The 17,117-nt window shown below is 61.2% G+C and carries 11 protein-coding genes and 1 pseudogene; 4 read left to right on the top strand and 8 right to left on the bottom strand.

Annotated elements, in window-relative coordinates:
* Window positions 1-167 precede the first annotated feature (167 nt).
* On the bottom strand, window positions 168-1,253 hold the full coding sequence (locus HY067_12740) for an ABC transporter ATP-binding protein (GenBank protein ID MBI3528821.1): 1,086 nt from the start codon (window positions 1,251-1,253) through the stop codon (window positions 168-170).
* A 178-nt stretch (window positions 1,254-1,431) separates the two neighbouring features.
* Here HY067_12740 and oxlT point away from each other — a divergent pair, with 178 nt between their 5' ends.
* From oxlT to HY067_12720, 4 genes and pseudogenes are all read left to right on the top strand, one after another.
* On the top strand, window positions 1,432-2,700 hold the full coding sequence (gene oxlT, locus HY067_12735; GenBank protein ID MBI3528820.1) for an oxalate/formate MFS antiporter: 1,269 nt from the start codon (window positions 1,432-1,434) through the stop codon (window positions 2,698-2,700).
* A 37-nt stretch (window positions 2,701-2,737) separates the two neighbouring features.
* A pseudogene (locus tag HY067_12730) lies at window positions 2,738-3,503 on the top strand (fumarylacetoacetate hydrolase family protein).
* 22 nt (window positions 3,504-3,525) lie between these two features.
* Window positions 3,526-4,530, top strand: coding sequence for a 2-dehydropantoate 2-reductase (locus HY067_12725; GenBank protein MBI3528819.1), 1,005 nt, complete (start codon window positions 3,526-3,528; stop codon window positions 4,528-4,530).
* A 47-nt stretch (window positions 4,531-4,577) separates the two neighbouring features.
* Window positions 4,578-6,110 (top strand): AMP-binding protein, encoded by a 1,533-nt coding sequence (locus HY067_12720; GenBank protein MBI3528818.1) that lies wholly within the window; start codon window positions 4,578-4,580, stop codon window positions 6,108-6,110.
* A gap of 15 nt (window positions 6,111-6,125) precedes the next feature.
* On the opposite strand, the gene HY067_12715 is transcribed toward HY067_12720, so the two are convergent.
* The 7 genes from HY067_12715 to ubiE form a co-directional block, all read right to left on the bottom strand.
* Entirely contained in the window at window positions 6,126-7,469 is a 1,344-nt protein-coding gene (locus HY067_12715) for a TolC family protein (GenBank protein ID MBI3528817.1), read from the bottom strand.
* A gap of 27 nt (window positions 7,470-7,496) precedes the next feature.
* A complete protein-coding gene (locus HY067_12710; GenBank protein ID MBI3528816.1) occupies window positions 7,497-10,640 on the bottom strand; it encodes an efflux RND transporter permease subunit in 3,144 nt (1,047 codons plus the stop codon).
* A gap of 58 nt (window positions 10,641-10,698) precedes the next feature.
* Window positions 10,699-11,916 carry an efflux RND transporter periplasmic adaptor subunit gene (locus tag HY067_12705; GenBank protein ID MBI3528815.1) on the bottom strand — a complete coding sequence of 406 codons (1,218 nt, stop codon included), beginning with the start codon at window positions 11,914-11,916 and terminating at the stop codon, window positions 10,699-10,701.
* 662 nt (window positions 11,917-12,578) lie between these two features.
* Window positions 12,579-14,084: a putative porin gene (locus HY067_12700; protein MBI3528814.1), complete on the bottom strand. Its 1,506-nt coding sequence runs from the start codon at window positions 14,082-14,084 to the stop codon at window positions 12,579-12,581.
* A 137-nt stretch (window positions 14,085-14,221) separates the two neighbouring features.
* On the bottom strand, window positions 14,222-15,745 hold the full coding sequence (ubiB, locus tag HY067_12695; GenBank protein MBI3528813.1) for a ubiquinone biosynthesis regulatory protein kinase UbiB: 1,524 nt from the start codon (window positions 15,743-15,745) through the stop codon (window positions 14,222-14,224).
* A gap of 17 nt (window positions 15,746-15,762) precedes the next feature.
* Entirely contained in the window at window positions 15,763-16,347 is a 585-nt protein-coding gene (locus tag HY067_12690; GenBank protein MBI3528812.1) for a sterol-binding protein, read from the bottom strand.
* Window positions 16,348-16,351: 4 nt separating this feature from the next.
* Window positions 16,352-17,089: a bifunctional demethylmenaquinone methyltransferase/2-methoxy-6-polyprenyl-1,4-benzoquinol methylase UbiE gene (gene ubiE, locus HY067_12685; GenBank protein MBI3528811.1), complete on the bottom strand. Its 738-nt coding sequence runs from the start codon at window positions 17,087-17,089 to the stop codon at window positions 16,352-16,354.
* Window positions 17,090-17,117: the final 28 nt, after the last annotated feature.

Below are 17,117 nucleotides of genomic sequence, written 5' to 3'. Positions count from 1 at the left end.
GCCGTGTTTTTATCTCCCTCTCCGCCTTCGGGGGGAGAGGGCATCGCTGACTCGGCGAATGGATGTTGCCATTGGGGCGGGAAGCGATGCCTGGCGCGCTGCCCGCAAACGGGTGATTTCATCACTAACGTGTCCGCGCGCCGGGGTGAGGTGGGGGGTTCGGCATTTCAATCGTTCAGGAAATGGCCGGCATCGTAACGCCAGCTCACCTGGACATCGTCGCCGGCCTCGAAGAACTTGGTGCGGCCCGCGGTGGAATTGGGCAGCAGCGCTTCGATGCGCATGCCGTTGGCGAGTTCGACGATGTAGATCGTCACGTCGCCGAGATAGAGGAAATCGTGGACTTTGCCGGCAAAGCGGTTGACATCGGGACCGGCGGCAAGATCGCGACCGATCGCAACCTTCTCCGGACGCAGCGCCAGCGCGCCCTTGAGTCCGGGCGCATCGCTTTCGACGTTCAACGCGGCCACGTCACCGATACCGGACAACGCGACGGTCATGCGCTCTCCGGCGCAGGATTTGATTTCACCGTCGAGCAGGTTGCACTGGCCGATGAAATCGGCGACGAAACGATTCCTCGGAAAGCCGTAGATTTTCGACGGTTCGTCGACCTGCTCGACGCGCCCGTGGTTCATGACGGCGATCCGGTGCGACAATGCCAGCGCTTCGCTCTGGTCGTGGGTGACGTAAACGAAGGTGATGCCGACTTCCTTCTGCAGGCCGATCAGTTCCAGCTGCACGCTTTCCTTGAGCTTGGCGTCGAGCGCGGCAAGCGGTTCGTCGAGCAGCAGCAACTTCGGCCGATTGATCAGCGCACGCGCAACCGCCACCCGCTGCTTCTGCCCGCCGGACAATTCGTTCGGATAGCGCTTCTCCATGCCGGTCAGCCGCACGTCCTCGAGCGCCTCCTCGACACGTTTGCCGATCTGTCCCGGGTCTGCGTTGGCCATCTTCAGCGGGAATGCAATGTTCTGCGCGACCGTCATGTGCGGAAACAACGCATAGCTCTGGAATACCGTATGGATGTTGCGCGCTTCCGGCGGGATGCCGGTCATGTCCTTGCCGTCAACGACGATGCTGCCGGCGTCCGGTGCATCGAATCCGGCGATCATGCGCAGCAGCGTGGTCTTGCCGCAACCGGAGGGGCCGAGGAGGGTGAAGAACTCGCCACCTTCGATGCTGATGCTGACATTGTCGACCGCCGTGAAGTCGCCGAAACGGCGGGTCACGTTGCGGATCTCGAGCAGTGCCATCGGGGAAAGACCAGGACGCAAATGAAGCCGCGATTCTAGCAAATGGCGCACCGCGATAAACCGTCGAGCTGCATTTGCGGGATGATAGGATTGACGCACGACGACCCAATCCGGTTGTCTGGCGGTCCGCGCCGAAGCAGAGAACAATTTCCCGGACACCGGAGGAAGACCCAAACAGATGAGGGGAGCGGCGGCATCCACGCCGGGCGACGTGCGCGCCTCCACGTCCAGCCGCTGGCGGCAACTGATTATCGGCATCATCTGCATGTCGATGATCGCCAATCTCCAGTACGGCTGGACGCTGTTCGTCAACCCGATCAACGACAAGTTCCAGTGGGGCAAAGCTTCGATCCAGGTCGCATTTACCATTTTCGTCCTCACCGAAACCTGGCTGGTGCCGGTCGAGGGCTACTTGGTGGACAGGTTCGGCCCGGGACCGGTCACCGTCGTCGCGGGGCTTCTGGTCGGCTTGTCGTGGGTATTGAACTCGGTTGCGGATTCGCTTTTCCTGTTCTATTTGGCTGCCACCGTGGGGGGAATCGGCGCCGGAGCCGTGTACGGCACTTGCGTCGGTCAGGCATTGAAATGGTTTCCCGATCGGCGTGGCCTGGCTGCCGGCCTCACCGCGATGGGATTCGGCGCCGGCTCCGCGCTCACGGTGATTCCGATCGCCTCGATGATCAAGTCGAGCGGCTACCAGGCGACGTTCCTGTACTTCGGCATCGCCCAGGGTCTGGTCGTGTTCGTGCTGGGCTGGTTTTTGCGGAAGCCCGACCCGGGCTTCGGCGCCGCCCGCGAAGCGGACGCCGCGCCTGCGCGGCGCGACTACACGCCGCTGCAGATGGCCGCTACGCCGGTGTTCTGGATCATGTACGCGATGTTCGTGCTGATGGCAGCGGGGGGTCTGATGGCGACGGCCCAGCTAGCGCCGATTGCCAAGGATTTCCAGATTGCCGATATGCCGGTGAGCATCCTCGGCCTGACCCTGCCCGCACTTACTTTTGCACTGTCGATCGACCGCGTGCTTAACGGCGTCACCCGCCCGTTTTTCGGCTGGGTGTCGGATCGTTTAGGCCGGGAGAATACGATGTTCATCGCGTTTTTTCTGGAAGCGGTTGGCATACTCATGTTGAGCCGCTTCGGACATGACCCGGTGGCGTTTGTGTTGCTTACCGGACTCGTGTTCTTCGCGTGGGGAGAGATCTACAGCCTGTTTCCCGCTACCTGCGGCGACACCTTCGGATCGAGATACGCCACAGCCAATGCCGGCCTGCTCTACACGGCCAAAGGCACGGCCTCGCTGCTGGTGCCCCTCACCAGCATCGTAGCCGCGTCCACGGGCGGATGGCATACGATTTTCGTGACCGCAAGCGTGATGAATTTCGTCGCTGCATTCACCGCACTATTTCTACTGAAGCCGCTGCGCGCCGGCATGAGAAAATCATGATTGAAAGGACGGTTGTGACTGCGGGAGGGGGGCAGAGATGCACTGGTTGAGATTCTCGCGGCAGGGCAGAAGCGAATTCGGCATCATGGAAGCAGACGGGGTGCGCGCATGCCGGGGCGACATGTTTTCCGCCTGGGAGAAGACCGACGAACTCATCGCGTTGAACGAAATTCGCTGGGAAACGCCCTGCACGCCGACGAAAATGATTGCGCTATGGAACAATTTTCACGAGGCGTCAGCAAAGCTCTCGCTCGCCGTCCCCAAGGAGCCGTTGTTCTTCGTGAAGAGCGCCAATTCTTTCTGCCCGCACGACGCTACGATTCCGGCGCCGAAGTCCTAATTCCGGCAAAGTGCTCTATGAAGGCGAGCTCGGCATTGTCATCGGCAAACAAGGGAAAGACATTCCGCCGGATCAGGCGGCAAGCCATATCTTCGGATACACCTGCGTAAACGATGTGACGGCTTACGAGTTGTTGAAGTCCGACCCCAGCTTCGCCCAGTGGACGCGCGCCAAGAGTTTCGACGGCTTCGGGCCGTTCGGCCCGGTCATCGCGACCGCAGTAGATCCGGCGGTATTGACCGTGCGCACGCTGGTCAACGGCAAGGAACGGCAGAACTACCCGGTGCGGGACATGATCTTCTCGCCCGAGCAGTTGGTGAGCCTGATTTCCCGGGACCTGACCCTGTTTCCCGGGGACGTAATCTCCTGCGGTACTTCGGTGGGAACGGGGTCGCTCCCGAACGGGGCGACCGTGGATGTGGTCATCGACGGCGTAGGAAGGCTTTCGAACCAATACGCATGAAACATCGCTCGGGGAAATCGCCATGAGAATTGCCATAGTCGGCGCCGGCGCAATCGGCGGATATCTGGGCACGAGGCTTGCCGCCGCCGGCGCGGAAGTCACGTTCATCGCCCGGGGAGCGAATCTCGATGCGATCCGCAGCAGGGGAATGAAGTTAATCCTGGAGGATGGCGCCGAGGTGCACGCGAGCGGCGCCCGGGCCTGCGAGAAAATGAGCGAAGCCGGTCCGCAAGACGTCGTGCTGCTCACCGTCAAGGCACACCAGGTTACCGCGGTCGCCCCGGAGCTGCGGGATCTTTTTCACGAGCAGACCAGCATCGTCACGATGCAGAACGGCATTCCCTGGTGGTATTTCCAGAAACACGGCGGGGAGTACGAGGGCAAACCGGTCCTGGCTGCGGATCCCGGCGGCACGATCGCTCGTCATATCGACCCGGCGCGAATCGTCGGTTGCGTCGTCTATCCGGCGGCGAACCTGATCGCGCCCGGCGTGGTGCAAGTGGTGGAAGGAAATCGATTCACTCTGGGCGAGCTCGACGGCTCGACCACGCCGCGACTGCAGGCGATCGCGGCAAGCCTCATCAAGGCGGGCTTCAAGGCGCCCATCACCAACGAGATCCGCAGCGAGATCTGGCTGAAGCTATGGGGCAATTTGAGCTTCAACCCGATCAGCGCGCTGACCCATGCGACGCTGGTGGATATCTGCCAGTTTGCGCTCACGCGCGATCTCGCCACGCAGATGATGACCGAGGCCGAGACGATCGCGAAAAAGCTGGGAATCACCTTCAGGGTCGGTATCGAAAAACGCATCGCCGGCGCGGAAAAAGTCGGCGCCCACAAGACTTCGATGCTGCAGGACGTCGAACAAGGCCGGCCGATCGAGATCGAAGCGCTGGTCGGGTCGGTGGTCGAACTGGGTTCGTTAACCCGGACGCCGACGCCGCACATCAGCGCGATGTTTGCGTGCGCCAGCCTGCTGGCGAGGACTCTGAATGTCCGGCACGGCAGGCTGACTGTCGCGAACTAGGTTTCGGCCGAGTTCCAACCACCAAATTTATTGCGAGGGTCCTCAGCATGAGCACTTCAGCTTCGACCGTGATCGGATTGCTGGAACGGGGCGCGCCAGGTGCGACCGCCTTGAGCGCACCTGGCGGCGTGCCGCTCACCTATCAATCCTTGCGCAACCTCGCGTCCGACACGCTCACCGCGCTCAATGCCCAGGGGATCGGCAGAAACGACCGCATTGCGATCGTGCTCGACAATGGTCCGGAAATGGCGGCAGCGTTCCTGTGCATTTCCGCCGGCGCCACCGCCGCGCCTTTGAACCCTGCCTACCGTGCGGACGAGTTCGAATTCTATCTATCCGACCTGAAGGCCAAGCTTCTCGTGGTCGGGCGCGAGATGTCTTCGCCCGCAGTCGAGGTGGCGAACCGGCTCGATATTCCGCTCGTCCGGCTCGTCCCCGCGCCCGAAAGAGGCGCGGGCAGTTTCGCCCTGGAATTCCCGAAGGGGTTTGCAACGCGGCGCGCCGAAAAATCCGGTGCGGCTGCGCCGGAAGACACTGCACTGGTGCTGCACACATCCGGCACCACATCGCGGCCGAAGATCGTGCCGCTTTCCCAGCGCAACGTCTGCGCCTCGGCTCACAACGTGAGCCGGACGGTCGCGTTCATTGCGGCCGATCGTGGGCTCAACATCATGCCTTTGTTCCACATTCACGGCCTGATCGCGGGTATTCTGGCGCCGCTGTCGGCGGGTGGCCAGGTCTGCTGCACCACCGGGTTCAACGCCTTGAAATTCTTCTCCTGGATGGCCGAGGTTCGTCCGACCTGGTACACGGCCGTGCCGACCATGCACCAGGCAATACTCTCCCGTGCGGCAAAGAACCTCGATGTCGTCAGGGCCTGCTCGCTGCGCTTCATTCGCTCGTCATCGTCCTCGCTTCCTCCGCAGGTCATCCGGGAGCTTGAAGAGATCTTCGGCGTCCCGGTGATCGAAGCCTATGGGATGACGGAAGCCGCACATCAGATGGCCAGCAACCCGCTGCCGCCCGGCGAGCGCAAACCGGGCACGGTTGGGCAGGCGGCGGGGCCCGAGGTGTGCGTGATCGACACCGAGGGCAATTCGCTGCCACCCGGTGTCGTGGGAGAAATCGCGATTCAAGGCGAGAACGTCATGCCGGGGTACGAGAATAACCCGAAGGCCAACGCCGAAGCCTATGCCAAGTCCTGGTTTCGCACCGGGGATCAGGGCGTCATGGATGCGGAAGGCTACGTCACGATCACCGGGCGCTTGAAGGAAATCATCAACCGGGGCGGGGAGAAAATTTCCCCGCGCGAGGTGGACGAAGTGCTCATGGACCACCCGTCGGTCCAGCAATGCGTCACGTTCTCCGTCCCCCACGACAAGCTGGGTGAGGATGTCGCCGCTGCCGTGGTTCTCCGCGAAGGTGCCGAGGCCAGCGAGAAAGACTTGCGGGAGTTCGCCGCAATACGTCTGGCGGACTTCAAGGTGCCGCGCAAGATACTCATTCTTGCCGAGATCCCGAAGGGAGCGACCGGGAAGCTGCAACGCATCGGCCTTGCCCAGAAGCTGGGCCTTGCGTGACACGGGTTTGCGCCGTTACTTTGTGGCGCCCGTCAGGTCGAGCGCGCCTACCTCGTAGTCGAGTGCGGTACGCGCGATGAGATAGTCGTACCTGGCGCGGCTATTCGCTATTTCCGCGTCGATCGCGCTGAGTTGTGCCTGGTTCAGCTCAACGATCGACGTGATCCCGAGGTTGTAGCGCGATTCGGCGAGGCTCAGAACCTGGGATGCCGCGTCCCGGATATTTTCCGTGATCCCGATATTCTCGTAACCGGACCGCGCATTGAGCCAGGCAACGCGAACCGACCGCAAGACGTTGTTCTGCGCCTCCACCAGATTTTCGGAAAGGGCGAGCGACCTCAGTTGCGCTTGCTGCTGCAACGCCGATATCTTCCCGCCATCGAACAGCGGCACGCTCAAGTTGAGCCCGATCGCCCCGTAGTTTCGCGACAGGCGGTCGTCCCCGTATGGCGTCACGCCGGCCGCAGCGTATAAATTGATTGTCGGATAACTGAGTGCTTTTGCCGCGTCCACGGATTTCTTGGCGGCCTCGCGGTCTGCGCGCAGGCTCGCAAGTTCCGGACGCGCCGCCACGGCCTGTCCAAGCAGCGTATCGATATCGCCGAGCGGCTCGGCGGTCGATTCGTCCGCCAGAGTAAAGCGCCGCGCATCGTGGTAGCCGAGACTGGTGGAAAGTCGGGCAAAAGCCGCGTCCACGGCGTTCTCTGCCTTGAGTTGCAACAGACGCGCCTCGCCCAGATTCACCTGCGCAAACCTGACGTCGAGTTCGGACTTGATCTTGTTCCTGGCCAGCGCCGAGATCTTGTCGAACAAAAGGCTGCGCGCGTCCACAGTCTTTGCCGCAACTCGCAGCACGGACTGGGCTGCGAGAGCGGCAAAGTAGGCGTCGCTGGTTTCTAGAATAACCTGGGCGCGCGTCGCGTTTGCCAGATGTTGCTGCGCCGTCTCCGCGAATTTCGCGCTTTCCACCAAATTGGCCGTGCGGCCGAAGTCCGTGATCAGCTGACTGAGGAACAGCCCGTTGGATTCTCTGCGCAGGATAGTCGGATTGTTTAGGCCTCCCGCCGCAATGCGGGTATCCAGCGTCACCTCTTTGCCATCCTGCGTGGTGGTCTCGCGGTAGGCATCGGCTGCGGTTATGCTTGCCGACAATTGCGGATAGCGCGCGGATTGCACCTGGATCGTGTTCTGCCGAGCCCCCGCAACCGACAGATCCACCGCCCGCACCAGAGGCCGGTTTGCCAGGGCGATCTGTCGCGCCTCTTTCAGAGTCAACGGCTGCTGTTGCTGCTGGGCGATAGATCGCGATGCGGACAGACAAACCAGCAGAACGGCAACCACGCTTGCGACGTGCTTCATGAACGAATCTCCCCCGGCGAAATCAGGTCAGGTGCCTTGCTGCGCGGCAACCGCTGCTTCCTTCCCGCGGTAGGCCAGGTAGTAAGCGGCGGGAACGATGAAGATGGTGGTGACAACCGACACGGTCAGACCACCGATGATCGCCCGCGCCAGTGGCGCATACGCCTCGGTTCCGGTGCCCAGCTTCGCCGCCATCGGAAGCAGGCCGATGATGGTCGCCAGCGACGTCATGAGCACCGGGCGCAGGCGCACGCGGCAAGCAAGCACAACCGCTTCGCGCAGCGGCACGCCGTCTGCACGCAAGTGGCGTGTGAATTCGACGATCAGGATGCTGTTGGAAACGACGATGCCGACCATCATCACAACGCCCATGAGAGACATGACATTCAACGTGGTGCCGGTGAGCAGCATTGTCGCCAGCACGCCCGTCAAGCCGGTCGGGATGGCGAGCAGGATAATCAAGGGATCAAGGAACGACGCGAACTGGGCAACCAGTATGAGATAGACGAGCACTACGGAAAGCAGAAGCCCGAGCCCGAAACTCGAGAACGAGGCCCGCATGCTTTGCACCGTTCCGCGCAGGGTCACCCTTACTCCCTCTGGCAATGCGGTCCGAGCGACGATGTGTTCCACGTCCGCGATCAACTGCCTGATGTCTTCCTTGGCCGGCCCAACATACACATCCACAATCCGACGCAGCTGATAGTGCCCCACTTCCGTCGGTGCCCTGATCACGCCGAGCCTTGCCACCGCATCGAGCCTGACCGGCTCGGACCGGTTGCTCGCCCGGATCGGAATCGCCTTCAGATCGCCGACTGACTGTACCGCCTGTTCCGGGTACTGCACCGTCAGGAGATAGTCGTTGCCGCTGCGCGGATCAACCCAGTAGCTGGGCGCGATCATCGCGTTGGAAGTCAATGCGGTAATGATGTTGCTCACAACTTCCTTCTGGGTCAGACCGAGCTTGGCCGCCTGCACGCGATCGATGTCCATCTGCAGCGAGGGCGCGTCGATGTCTTGCGGAATGAGCACGTCGTTGACTCCGGAAAGCCGTCTGATGGAATCCGCAAGTTTCACGGCCGTGCCATGTGCGGCTTCCAGATTACTTCCGCTGACCTGGACATCGATGGGGGTCGGCAGGCCGAGATTCAGTACCGCGTCCACCAGTCCGCCGGACTGGAAATAGGTCGTGAGTTGCGGCAGGTCGCGTCGGATGCGCGTTCTCACCTTGTCCATGTAATCGTAGCTGCCTACGCGGTGGTTCTCGTTCAGGCTGACCTGCACGAAAGCGGTATGGGACGCAGAATTCGGGGTATACATGGACGAGAATCCGGGAACGGAGCCGATATTCGATACGACCAGCCTCAGGTCCTCGGTGCCGACTTCTTCCCTGACGATATTCTCGATCCGGGCAACGGCCTGTTCTGTGAGGTCCACATTGGTCCCGGTGGGCGTCTTGAGATTTATGACGAACTGGCCGGGATCGGTGCGCGGAAAATAGGCCATTCCCAGGTAGGGCAGCAGGCCCAGGCTGAGCAGGAACAGTCCCAGGAATCCCGCCAGAGTCGCGGCCGGACGCATCAGCGCCACAGCCACGGCGCGGTCGTACTGCTTCAGCATGGCCTGGAACTTCGCATTGAACCAGGCATTGAAGCGCTCCATGCGGGTGCCGGGCTGGACTTTGCCGGCTGCGTGCGCCGGCACTCCCTTGATCCAGTAAGCACAGAAAAGCGGTACCACGGTCATCGCGACGAGGTACGACGCCAGCAGGGACAGGACCACGGCCAGCGCCAGCGCCGTGAAGAGAAACTTGCTCACCCCATACAGAAACACGACCGGAAAGAATACGATCGCCGTCGCCAGCGTTGCCGCCAGCACCGGCAATGCCACTTCCTTTCCGCCTTTCTCCGCGGCGATCAGCGGCGGTTCTCCAAGCTCCATGTGGCGGAAGATGTTCTCCAACACGACCACCGAATTGTCGATCAACCGCGAAAAGGCCAGGGCCAGACCTCCGAGCACCATCGCGTTCACCGAATTGTCCCCGGCTGAAAGCGCTATGAAAGTGGCAAGCGCCGACAGCGGCACCGAAAGGAAAACCGCCGCCGTGGCGCGCATGCTGCCGAGGAAGATCAGAATCATGAGCCCGGTCAGCACCAGGCCGATTGCGCCCTCATGCAGCAGGTTCTCGATCGAAGTCTTCACGAATACCGACTGGTCGAAGATCACGGAGGTGACGAGCGACTTGGGTATGTCAAGAAGATTGGATACGGCGCGCTTTACCCCTTCCACCACCGCGATCGTATTGACGTCCCCGCCCTGCTTGAGCACGGGCAGGTAGACCGAACGCTGGCCGTCCACGCGCACGACGCTGGTCTGGATCTGGGACGCGTCGCGCGCCTTGCCCACGTCGCCCACCATCACCGAGGCGCCATCCACCGTCTTGAGCGGCAACTGATCTATCTCCGGTATCGAGGATATCTGGCTATTGGTGTAGAGGCTGTAGTCATAAGGCCCGATGGCCACGTGCCCCGCCGGCAGGATCAGGTTCGCGTCGTTGACCGACCGGACGACGTCCATGACGCTCAACTCGTGGGCCTCGAGTTTCAACGGATCAACGTAGACCATGATCTGGCGATATCGCCCGCCGAACGGCTGGGGCACCGCCGCACCCGGGATGTTGGCCACCTGATTGCGCACGTTATATTGCGCGAGATCCCGCAACTGGGTTTCGTTGAGCCCCTGGCCCTTCAAGGTAATCAGGCACACCGGCAGGCTCGAGGCGTCGAACTTGAGGACAACGGGCGGAAGGGTCCCGGGTGGCAATCGCCGCAGATTGGCCATCGCCAGATTGGATATCTGCGTGACAGCCGAATCCGCATTGCTCCCGGGCTGGAAGTACACCTTGATCAGACTGACTCCGGGCAGCGAGCGCGACTCGATATGCTCGATGCCGCTGCCGAGGGTAAAGAACCGCTCGAAGCGGCCGGTAATGTCGTTTTCGACCTGCTCAGGCGGCATTCCGGAAAAGAAAGTCGCCACGACGACAACCGGAATGTTGATGTTCGGAAACAGGTCTACCGGCATCCTCACCAGGCTGGTAATGCCGACGACTGCCGTCATCAGACAGGACACGATGACGAAATAGGGAAAGCGGATGGCGAATCGGGACATGGCGATCGTACTGGCTTAGCGCTGAACCCTTACTTCTGGTCGCGGACGAGCAGCTGCGTCATTGCGAATTGCTTTCGGTGGCCAGCTTGGGCTCCGCGGACTGGCCGGGTTGATAGCGACCCTGTCCGCCCAGTACGACCATCTCACCTTCAGTCAGCCCGGAAACAACCTCGATCCGTGTGGGCGTCTCCATCCCGGTCGTGATCTTCCGTTCCTCTATCTTGTGCTGCTTGCCGAGAACGAGAACGGTCGCGGCGGTGTCATTTCTCTCCTGCAAGGACTCGACGGGAATAGATAGCGCCTGCTTGCGGTTTTCCAGTTCCAGCGTTGCGGTCGCATACATTCCGGGCGCCATGCTCAATCCCGGGTTGGGAACATCCACTTCGACGTGCATGGTCCGGGTCTCGGTGGCGATACGGCCGCTGGTCCGAATCACGACAGCGGAGAGAGCCTGTTTGGTGGATTGAATGGAGATTTCGACAGGGGTTCCGACCTTGACTTTCGACACGGCGGATTCCGGAACGGGGAGGATCAGACGCAGCGGGTCGACCTGCGACAGGCTCACCAGAGCCTGACTGCCCGATCCGGTTCCTGCGCCCACCAGTGAGCCGGTATCCGCATAGCGCTTTGTAATGACACCGGCAAACGGAGCGGCAATGCGCGAGTAGGCCACCATCGTCCTGTACTTTGCCTGGTTGGCTCGAGCCTCGCGCTCCGCGGACTGCGCCGCAATCCAGGAGGCGCGAAACGTGTCGTCCCGCGCCTTGGCTTGATCGATCTCCTGCTGGGCGATCAGGTTCGGCTGCTGCTTGATGACTTCGGACAATCGCTCGAAGCTCAGGTGTGCTTCGTCATAAGCCGCCTTTGCCCGAACGACTTCCTGAATAGCGCGTTCCGTCGCGGCAGCGGCCCGCTGCAGGTCGTTGTCGAGTTCGGGAATTTCCAGCACCGCGATCACATCTCCCGTTCTGACCCGGTCGCCCACATCGACCCTCATCTGGCGAACGTACCCCGCCACCCTGGCGTATACGTTGATTTCCTGAAAGGGCAGGAATTCCGCGGAAAGTTTCAGTTGATCGGCAAGGTCCTCGCGCCGGGATGGAGTAACCGAAACAAGAGGGATGGCGCGGGGCCCGACAGCTTCGGAAACCGGCGTTCCGGTTCCGTGTCGCACATACACAATCGCCGCTCCGGCAACAAGCGCTGTCACCAGAAAAGCGGTGGACAACAGCCGACGGCCGCGTTTTGTTCCGGGTTTCTGCGCATCTGATTCCATGGGCTAGGTCCGAACGGCCACGGCGCAAGCAATGCTCGGGCGTGTTGTCATACGCATCGCCATCTGCGTTGTGAAATACCCGGTTGCGCCTTCCGGGTCAAGCGCTACCGCCTTCAAATTTTTTTACATCCTCTTGAGTTGTCCGTGCACGATGTCCAGATGCCGACTTACCCGGCTTCGCAAGTTCTGTAAACCCACGTCTGGCAATCCCTTGGGCGCGATTTTATCCTAGACGCGATTCTGCAATGCCTTTCGTAAATACAACATGGCAGCACGTGATCGAGAGTTTCGGCGCGTTAACGCGACTCGCACAATCGGCGTTGACGCTCGAGAAATGCCGATCGACCTGTCGACCGAAGCAACACACGGTACACGAACGGGAACGATCACAGCGAGTAACGCAACTAGCTGGCCCGGCCCTCAATTATCCCGTAGCTACTGCCTCAATCCCGGTATCGGCCAGATCCGGCGCGCTACATGCGGGAAGCATGCATCCATTTTTGTCCTTTTTGCGACTTTGAATCAGGGTTTATGTCAGTTTGAAATCTTTAAATCAATTTGAAATGTTAGCCCGTTCGTTTGAGTTGCTGCAAAAAAAACGGGCGCCCTATTGGCGCCCGGTGATTTTCCCGGAAGAGTGTCGGTCACTACGACCGAACGGATCAGAACCGCAGCGTCAAGTCAGCCTGAATGATCCGGTACTTGTCGATGGTGCCCACGTTCGACGAGTCGTCGTTGAAGCCACCGGTTCCCATGTTGTCGTTGAGCCGCTTGGCCTGCCCGTAGCGCAGCGTGGTGATGATGCCGTTTGCTGGGCTATAGGCGCCGGCCAGAAAGTAACCGACCACGTTGGTGCGCTCGAAGTAGTCGGAATCCAGCATGTTCTGATCCAATGCAAACTGTTCGGTCCGTTGCCAGTAGCTACGGACTTCCCATGTGCCTTTTTTGGCGGAACTGCCCAGCGTCGGGCCCTGGTTCAGGGACTGCGGCACGCCAGAACTGGCAAGCGAAAGACCGATCATGATCGCCTTGTTCTGGCCGGTGATGTTCGGCGTGGCGCTCAGGCGGGCGCGGTCGTCGCCCTTGGTGTTCCATGCATAGTCGGCGAACACGGCCCCCGAAAGGCTGGACACCGGGAAGCGCACTTCCATCGGGATCTCGACGACCTGCAGGTTCTTGATGCCAAGATCATTGATGGTGCCGCCCGTGCCCTGGAAGTTGCTGTTGAACACGGTTTCGTCCGCGGTCAGGCGATAGTGGTAGTAGTTCAAGGCCGCCTTCGCCGCCGTGCTCTCGGAGAACTTGTAGGCACCCCCCACTTCCGTTGCAAACAGCATGGCCGACTGGCTGGTACCAAATCCAAGGCTGGGGCCGTTCAGCGTTGCACCGTTCCAGGCGCCGGTGCGCTTGCCGATCTGAGAGTAAAGGAACTGCCCGGCCGTGGCGAACAGGGTCGCTTCGTCATTGAGCTTGTAGCTGAACTTTTCGGTCAGGCCCTCCGGGGTGATGTCCGGATCCCATACCATCGCGCTGGTATAGAGGGGGTTGCTCTGACGGCCGACGATCACTTGCGCCCAATCAGTCGGTTTCCAGCCGATAAAGGCAAGGCCGACAGCAACCGCATCGGTGGTCTTGTTTGATTGTGATGCCTTTGAGGTAGCTGGCGTACCGGCAGCATTGTCATCGGCCATCGTCACCCATGCCGACCGGCCATAGGTGCCGGTGTCCAGGCGAATGCCGTAAAAGAAATCGTCGCTTACGTCGCCTCGCAGGCCGACGCGGAGAGCGTAACGCCAGCGTTGGCGCTCCTCGGAAGTCGCGGCGTCGGATGCCGCTCTGGCAATGCGGTTCTCGTAGCGCAACCGCAGGTCACCGTAAAGTTCCATGCTCTTAAGAGCGTCAGGGACCTTGAGCGTTGAGGTAGACGCTCCCTTGGCTCTTTGCTCTTTTTCCACATCGCCGGCATTTTTCAGTGCCTGGGCGCGCCGTTCGGCACGCGCTTCGGTACGCATTTGGTCATAGTCATCGTCGCTCAACACGCCCTTCTCGTGCAGCTTGTCGAGCAGGGTTTCCATGTCGGCAAACGCTGGCGTGACGGCGCCGCCAAACAGGCCGGCTAGCGCCGCTGCCAGAATCAAGCGCTTGGATGCCGTGGTCGTGAGTCCCATTTAATAATTCTCCCAGTTGAAAACTTGCGCACCGAACCATGCAGGTGCCTGACGGGGTCGAATTCTGGGGGTCGAATGTGACAGACAGATGAACGCGAAATGTCCCCCGGATGACGGGGATATTGCCGGGGCCTGGCTCAGACGAACCAGCGGGCTGCTGCGAAAACCAGGATAACCAGTAGAACAGCGAGCATCCAGGCCAGCAGCCGGTTGTGGCGCCGCTGGCTCAACAGCAGGGCCATGACCGCCGTCTGCAGGTTCAGGGAGGAACGATCGGACAGCGCCCGGTGCAGCAGGCGCGGCAACTGCGGCAGCAGTGCGCTCCACTGGGGCGCTTCATTGCGGATGTTCTGCAGCAGGCCGCGCCAGCCCACCTGCTCCGACATCCAGCGCTCCAGATAGGGTTTGGCTGTCGTCCACAGGTCGAGATCCGGTTCGAGATCGCGCCCCAGGCCTTCGATATTCAGCAGCGTTTTCTGCAGCAGGACCAGTTGGGGCTGGATCTCGATGTTGAAGCGCCGCGAAGTCTGGAACAGGCGCAGCAGCACCTTGCCGAAGGAGATTTCCCTGAGCGGCCTGTTGAAAATCGGTTCGCAAACCGCGCGGATGGCCGTCTCGAATTCTTCCATCCTGGTTTCGGAAGGAATCCAGCCCGACTCCATGTGAATCTGCGAGACGCGACGGTAATCGCGACGGAAGAAAGCCAGGAAGTTCTGCGCGAGGTAATTCTTGTCAACCTCGTTGAGCGTACCCATGATGCCGAAGTCGAGCGCAATGTAACGGCCGTCGGACGCCACCAGTATGTTGCCCGGATGCATGTCGGCATGAAAAAACCCGTCGCGGAATACCTGGGTGAAGAAGATCTCCACGCCTGCCCGCGCCAGCTTCGGGACATCGATGCCTTGCGCACGCAACCGGTTCACCTGGCTAATCGGTGTGCCGATCATGCGCTCCATCACCATGACCTCGGACCCGCAGAAGTCCCAGAATATTTCCGGGACGAGCAGCAGCGCCGAATTCTCGAAATTGCGGCGCAGTTGGCTGGCGTTGGCCGCCTCGCGCATCAAATCGAGCTCGTCTTTCAAATGCCTTTCGAACTCTGCCACTACTTCCCTGGGTTTGAGCCGGCGGCCGTCCGCCCAGAGCTTCTCGACCAGACTGGCGGCGACATTGAGCAGCGCGATGTCCTCGACGATCACGGACGCAATTCCGGGCCGCAATACCTTGACGGCGACTTCGCGCCCCCCAGGCAATACAGCCAGATGCACCTGTGCCACCGAAGCGCTGGCAGTCGCTATCGGGTCGAAATGCTCGAAGACTTGGTCGACCGGCAGGCGATAGGTGCGTTCGAGCGTGCGATAGACCCGTTCGACCGGGAACGGCGGCACCCTGTCCTGCAACTTCGCCAGTTCGTCCGCGATATCGAGCGGAAGCAGATCGCGCCGCGTCGACAATACCTGGCCGAACTTGACGAATATCGGTCCGAGCGCTTCCAGCGCGAGGCGCAAGCGTTCGCCGCGAGGACGTTCGAGCCGGCGCCAGAACAATGCCGCCGACAGCAGCGGCCGCAATCCCCGCACGCGCTCGTGGCCGAGGAAGAATTCGTCGAGCCCGTAGCGCAGCGATACACGAATGATTTTCAGCAACCGCAGCAGATGCATGGGGGCTGGCCGCAGTCTCAGTCGCCGCGGACTTGCCGTTGCAGGCGGTCGATGCGTTTGTCGAGACGCTCGACGGCGTCGCGCAGATCGTCGACGCCGCGCACGAACTCGGCGGCTCGCAAGGGCGTGACCAGCAGATGTTTCTCCTCGGTCAGAAATTCGGCGACGTTTCCCGCCAGACTTCTCGCCGCCTGCTTCGGCCACGCGGCGGCCGAGCGCCCGGCTTCGGTCAGGCGATGCGCTGCGATGTCGCCGAACATCCGGCTCAAATCTTCTTCGACGTCCCAGCGCAGATTGGCCGCGACCTTGGAAATGGCCGACGCAAATTCGGTATCGCCCTCCACGTTCGTCTTGCGCCAGGCATTCTCGCCTTCCGCGAGGATTTGCAGCGCGGTGGCATGGGTCAGGCGGATCGTGACTGCTGGCGAAGCGTTCTCCGGCGCAGCGCGCAGCGTTCCGTCGGGATCGACGGCGACCGCGACGCGCAGCGGGAACAGATCGAACACCGCGATCTTGCCGGCGTGCGCGGCGAGGCTCTCCCGCGCCCATGCCGCCGGGGCGAGCAGGTGATTGACGAATGCACTGAAAGGGACAGCGAGCATCGGGTCAGAGTTTGTGGCCGATGTGCAGTGCCACCACGCCCGCGGTCAGGTTGTAGTACTCGACGCGTACGCAGCCGGCCTGCTCCATCATCTGCTTGAGTTCTTCCTGGCCCGGATGCTTGCGAATCGATTCCACGAGATAACGATAGCTGTCTGAATCGCCGGTGACGAGCCTGCCCAGCAGCGGCAGCAGCTTGAACGAATAAGCGTCGTAAGCCGGTCGCAGCGGCTGCCAGACCTGGGAGAACTCCAGCACCAGCACGCGGCCGCCGGTGCGCACGACCCGCAGCATTTCCGCCAGAGCCCTGTCCTTGTGTGTCATGTTGCGCAAGCCGAAGCCGACGATCGCGCAATCGAAATATTCATCCGGCAGCGGCAACCGCTCGGCGTCGCACTGCAAAGCCGGCATCAAGCGGCCGGCATCGATCAGGCGATCGCGCCCGCGTTCGAGCATCCCGCGATTGATGTCCGTCAGCCAGACTTCGCCGCCTTCGCCGACACGGGATGCGAACAACGAAGAGAGGTCACCTGTTCCCCCGGCGACATCCAGAACACGATCGCCAACGCGCACGGCACTCATCTCGACCGCGAAGCGCTTCCACAGGCGGTGCAGTCCGGCCGACATCAGGTCGTTCATGATGTCGTAACGGTTTGCAACCGAACTGAATACGCCGGCGACTTTCTTCGCCTTGTCTTCCTCCGCGATTTCGTGATATCCGAAGTGCGTGGTTTTCTTGTCCATGGAATTCAAGCGCTCACCGCGGAGGATT

The sequence above is a fragment of the Betaproteobacteria bacterium genome, assembly GCA_016194905.1.
Lineage (GTDB): Bacteria > Pseudomonadota > Gammaproteobacteria > Burkholderiales > JACQAP01 > JACQAP01.
The sequence above is the reverse complement of the archived record's forward strand: the minus strand, read 5'-3'. Positions and strand labels throughout refer to the sequence as shown.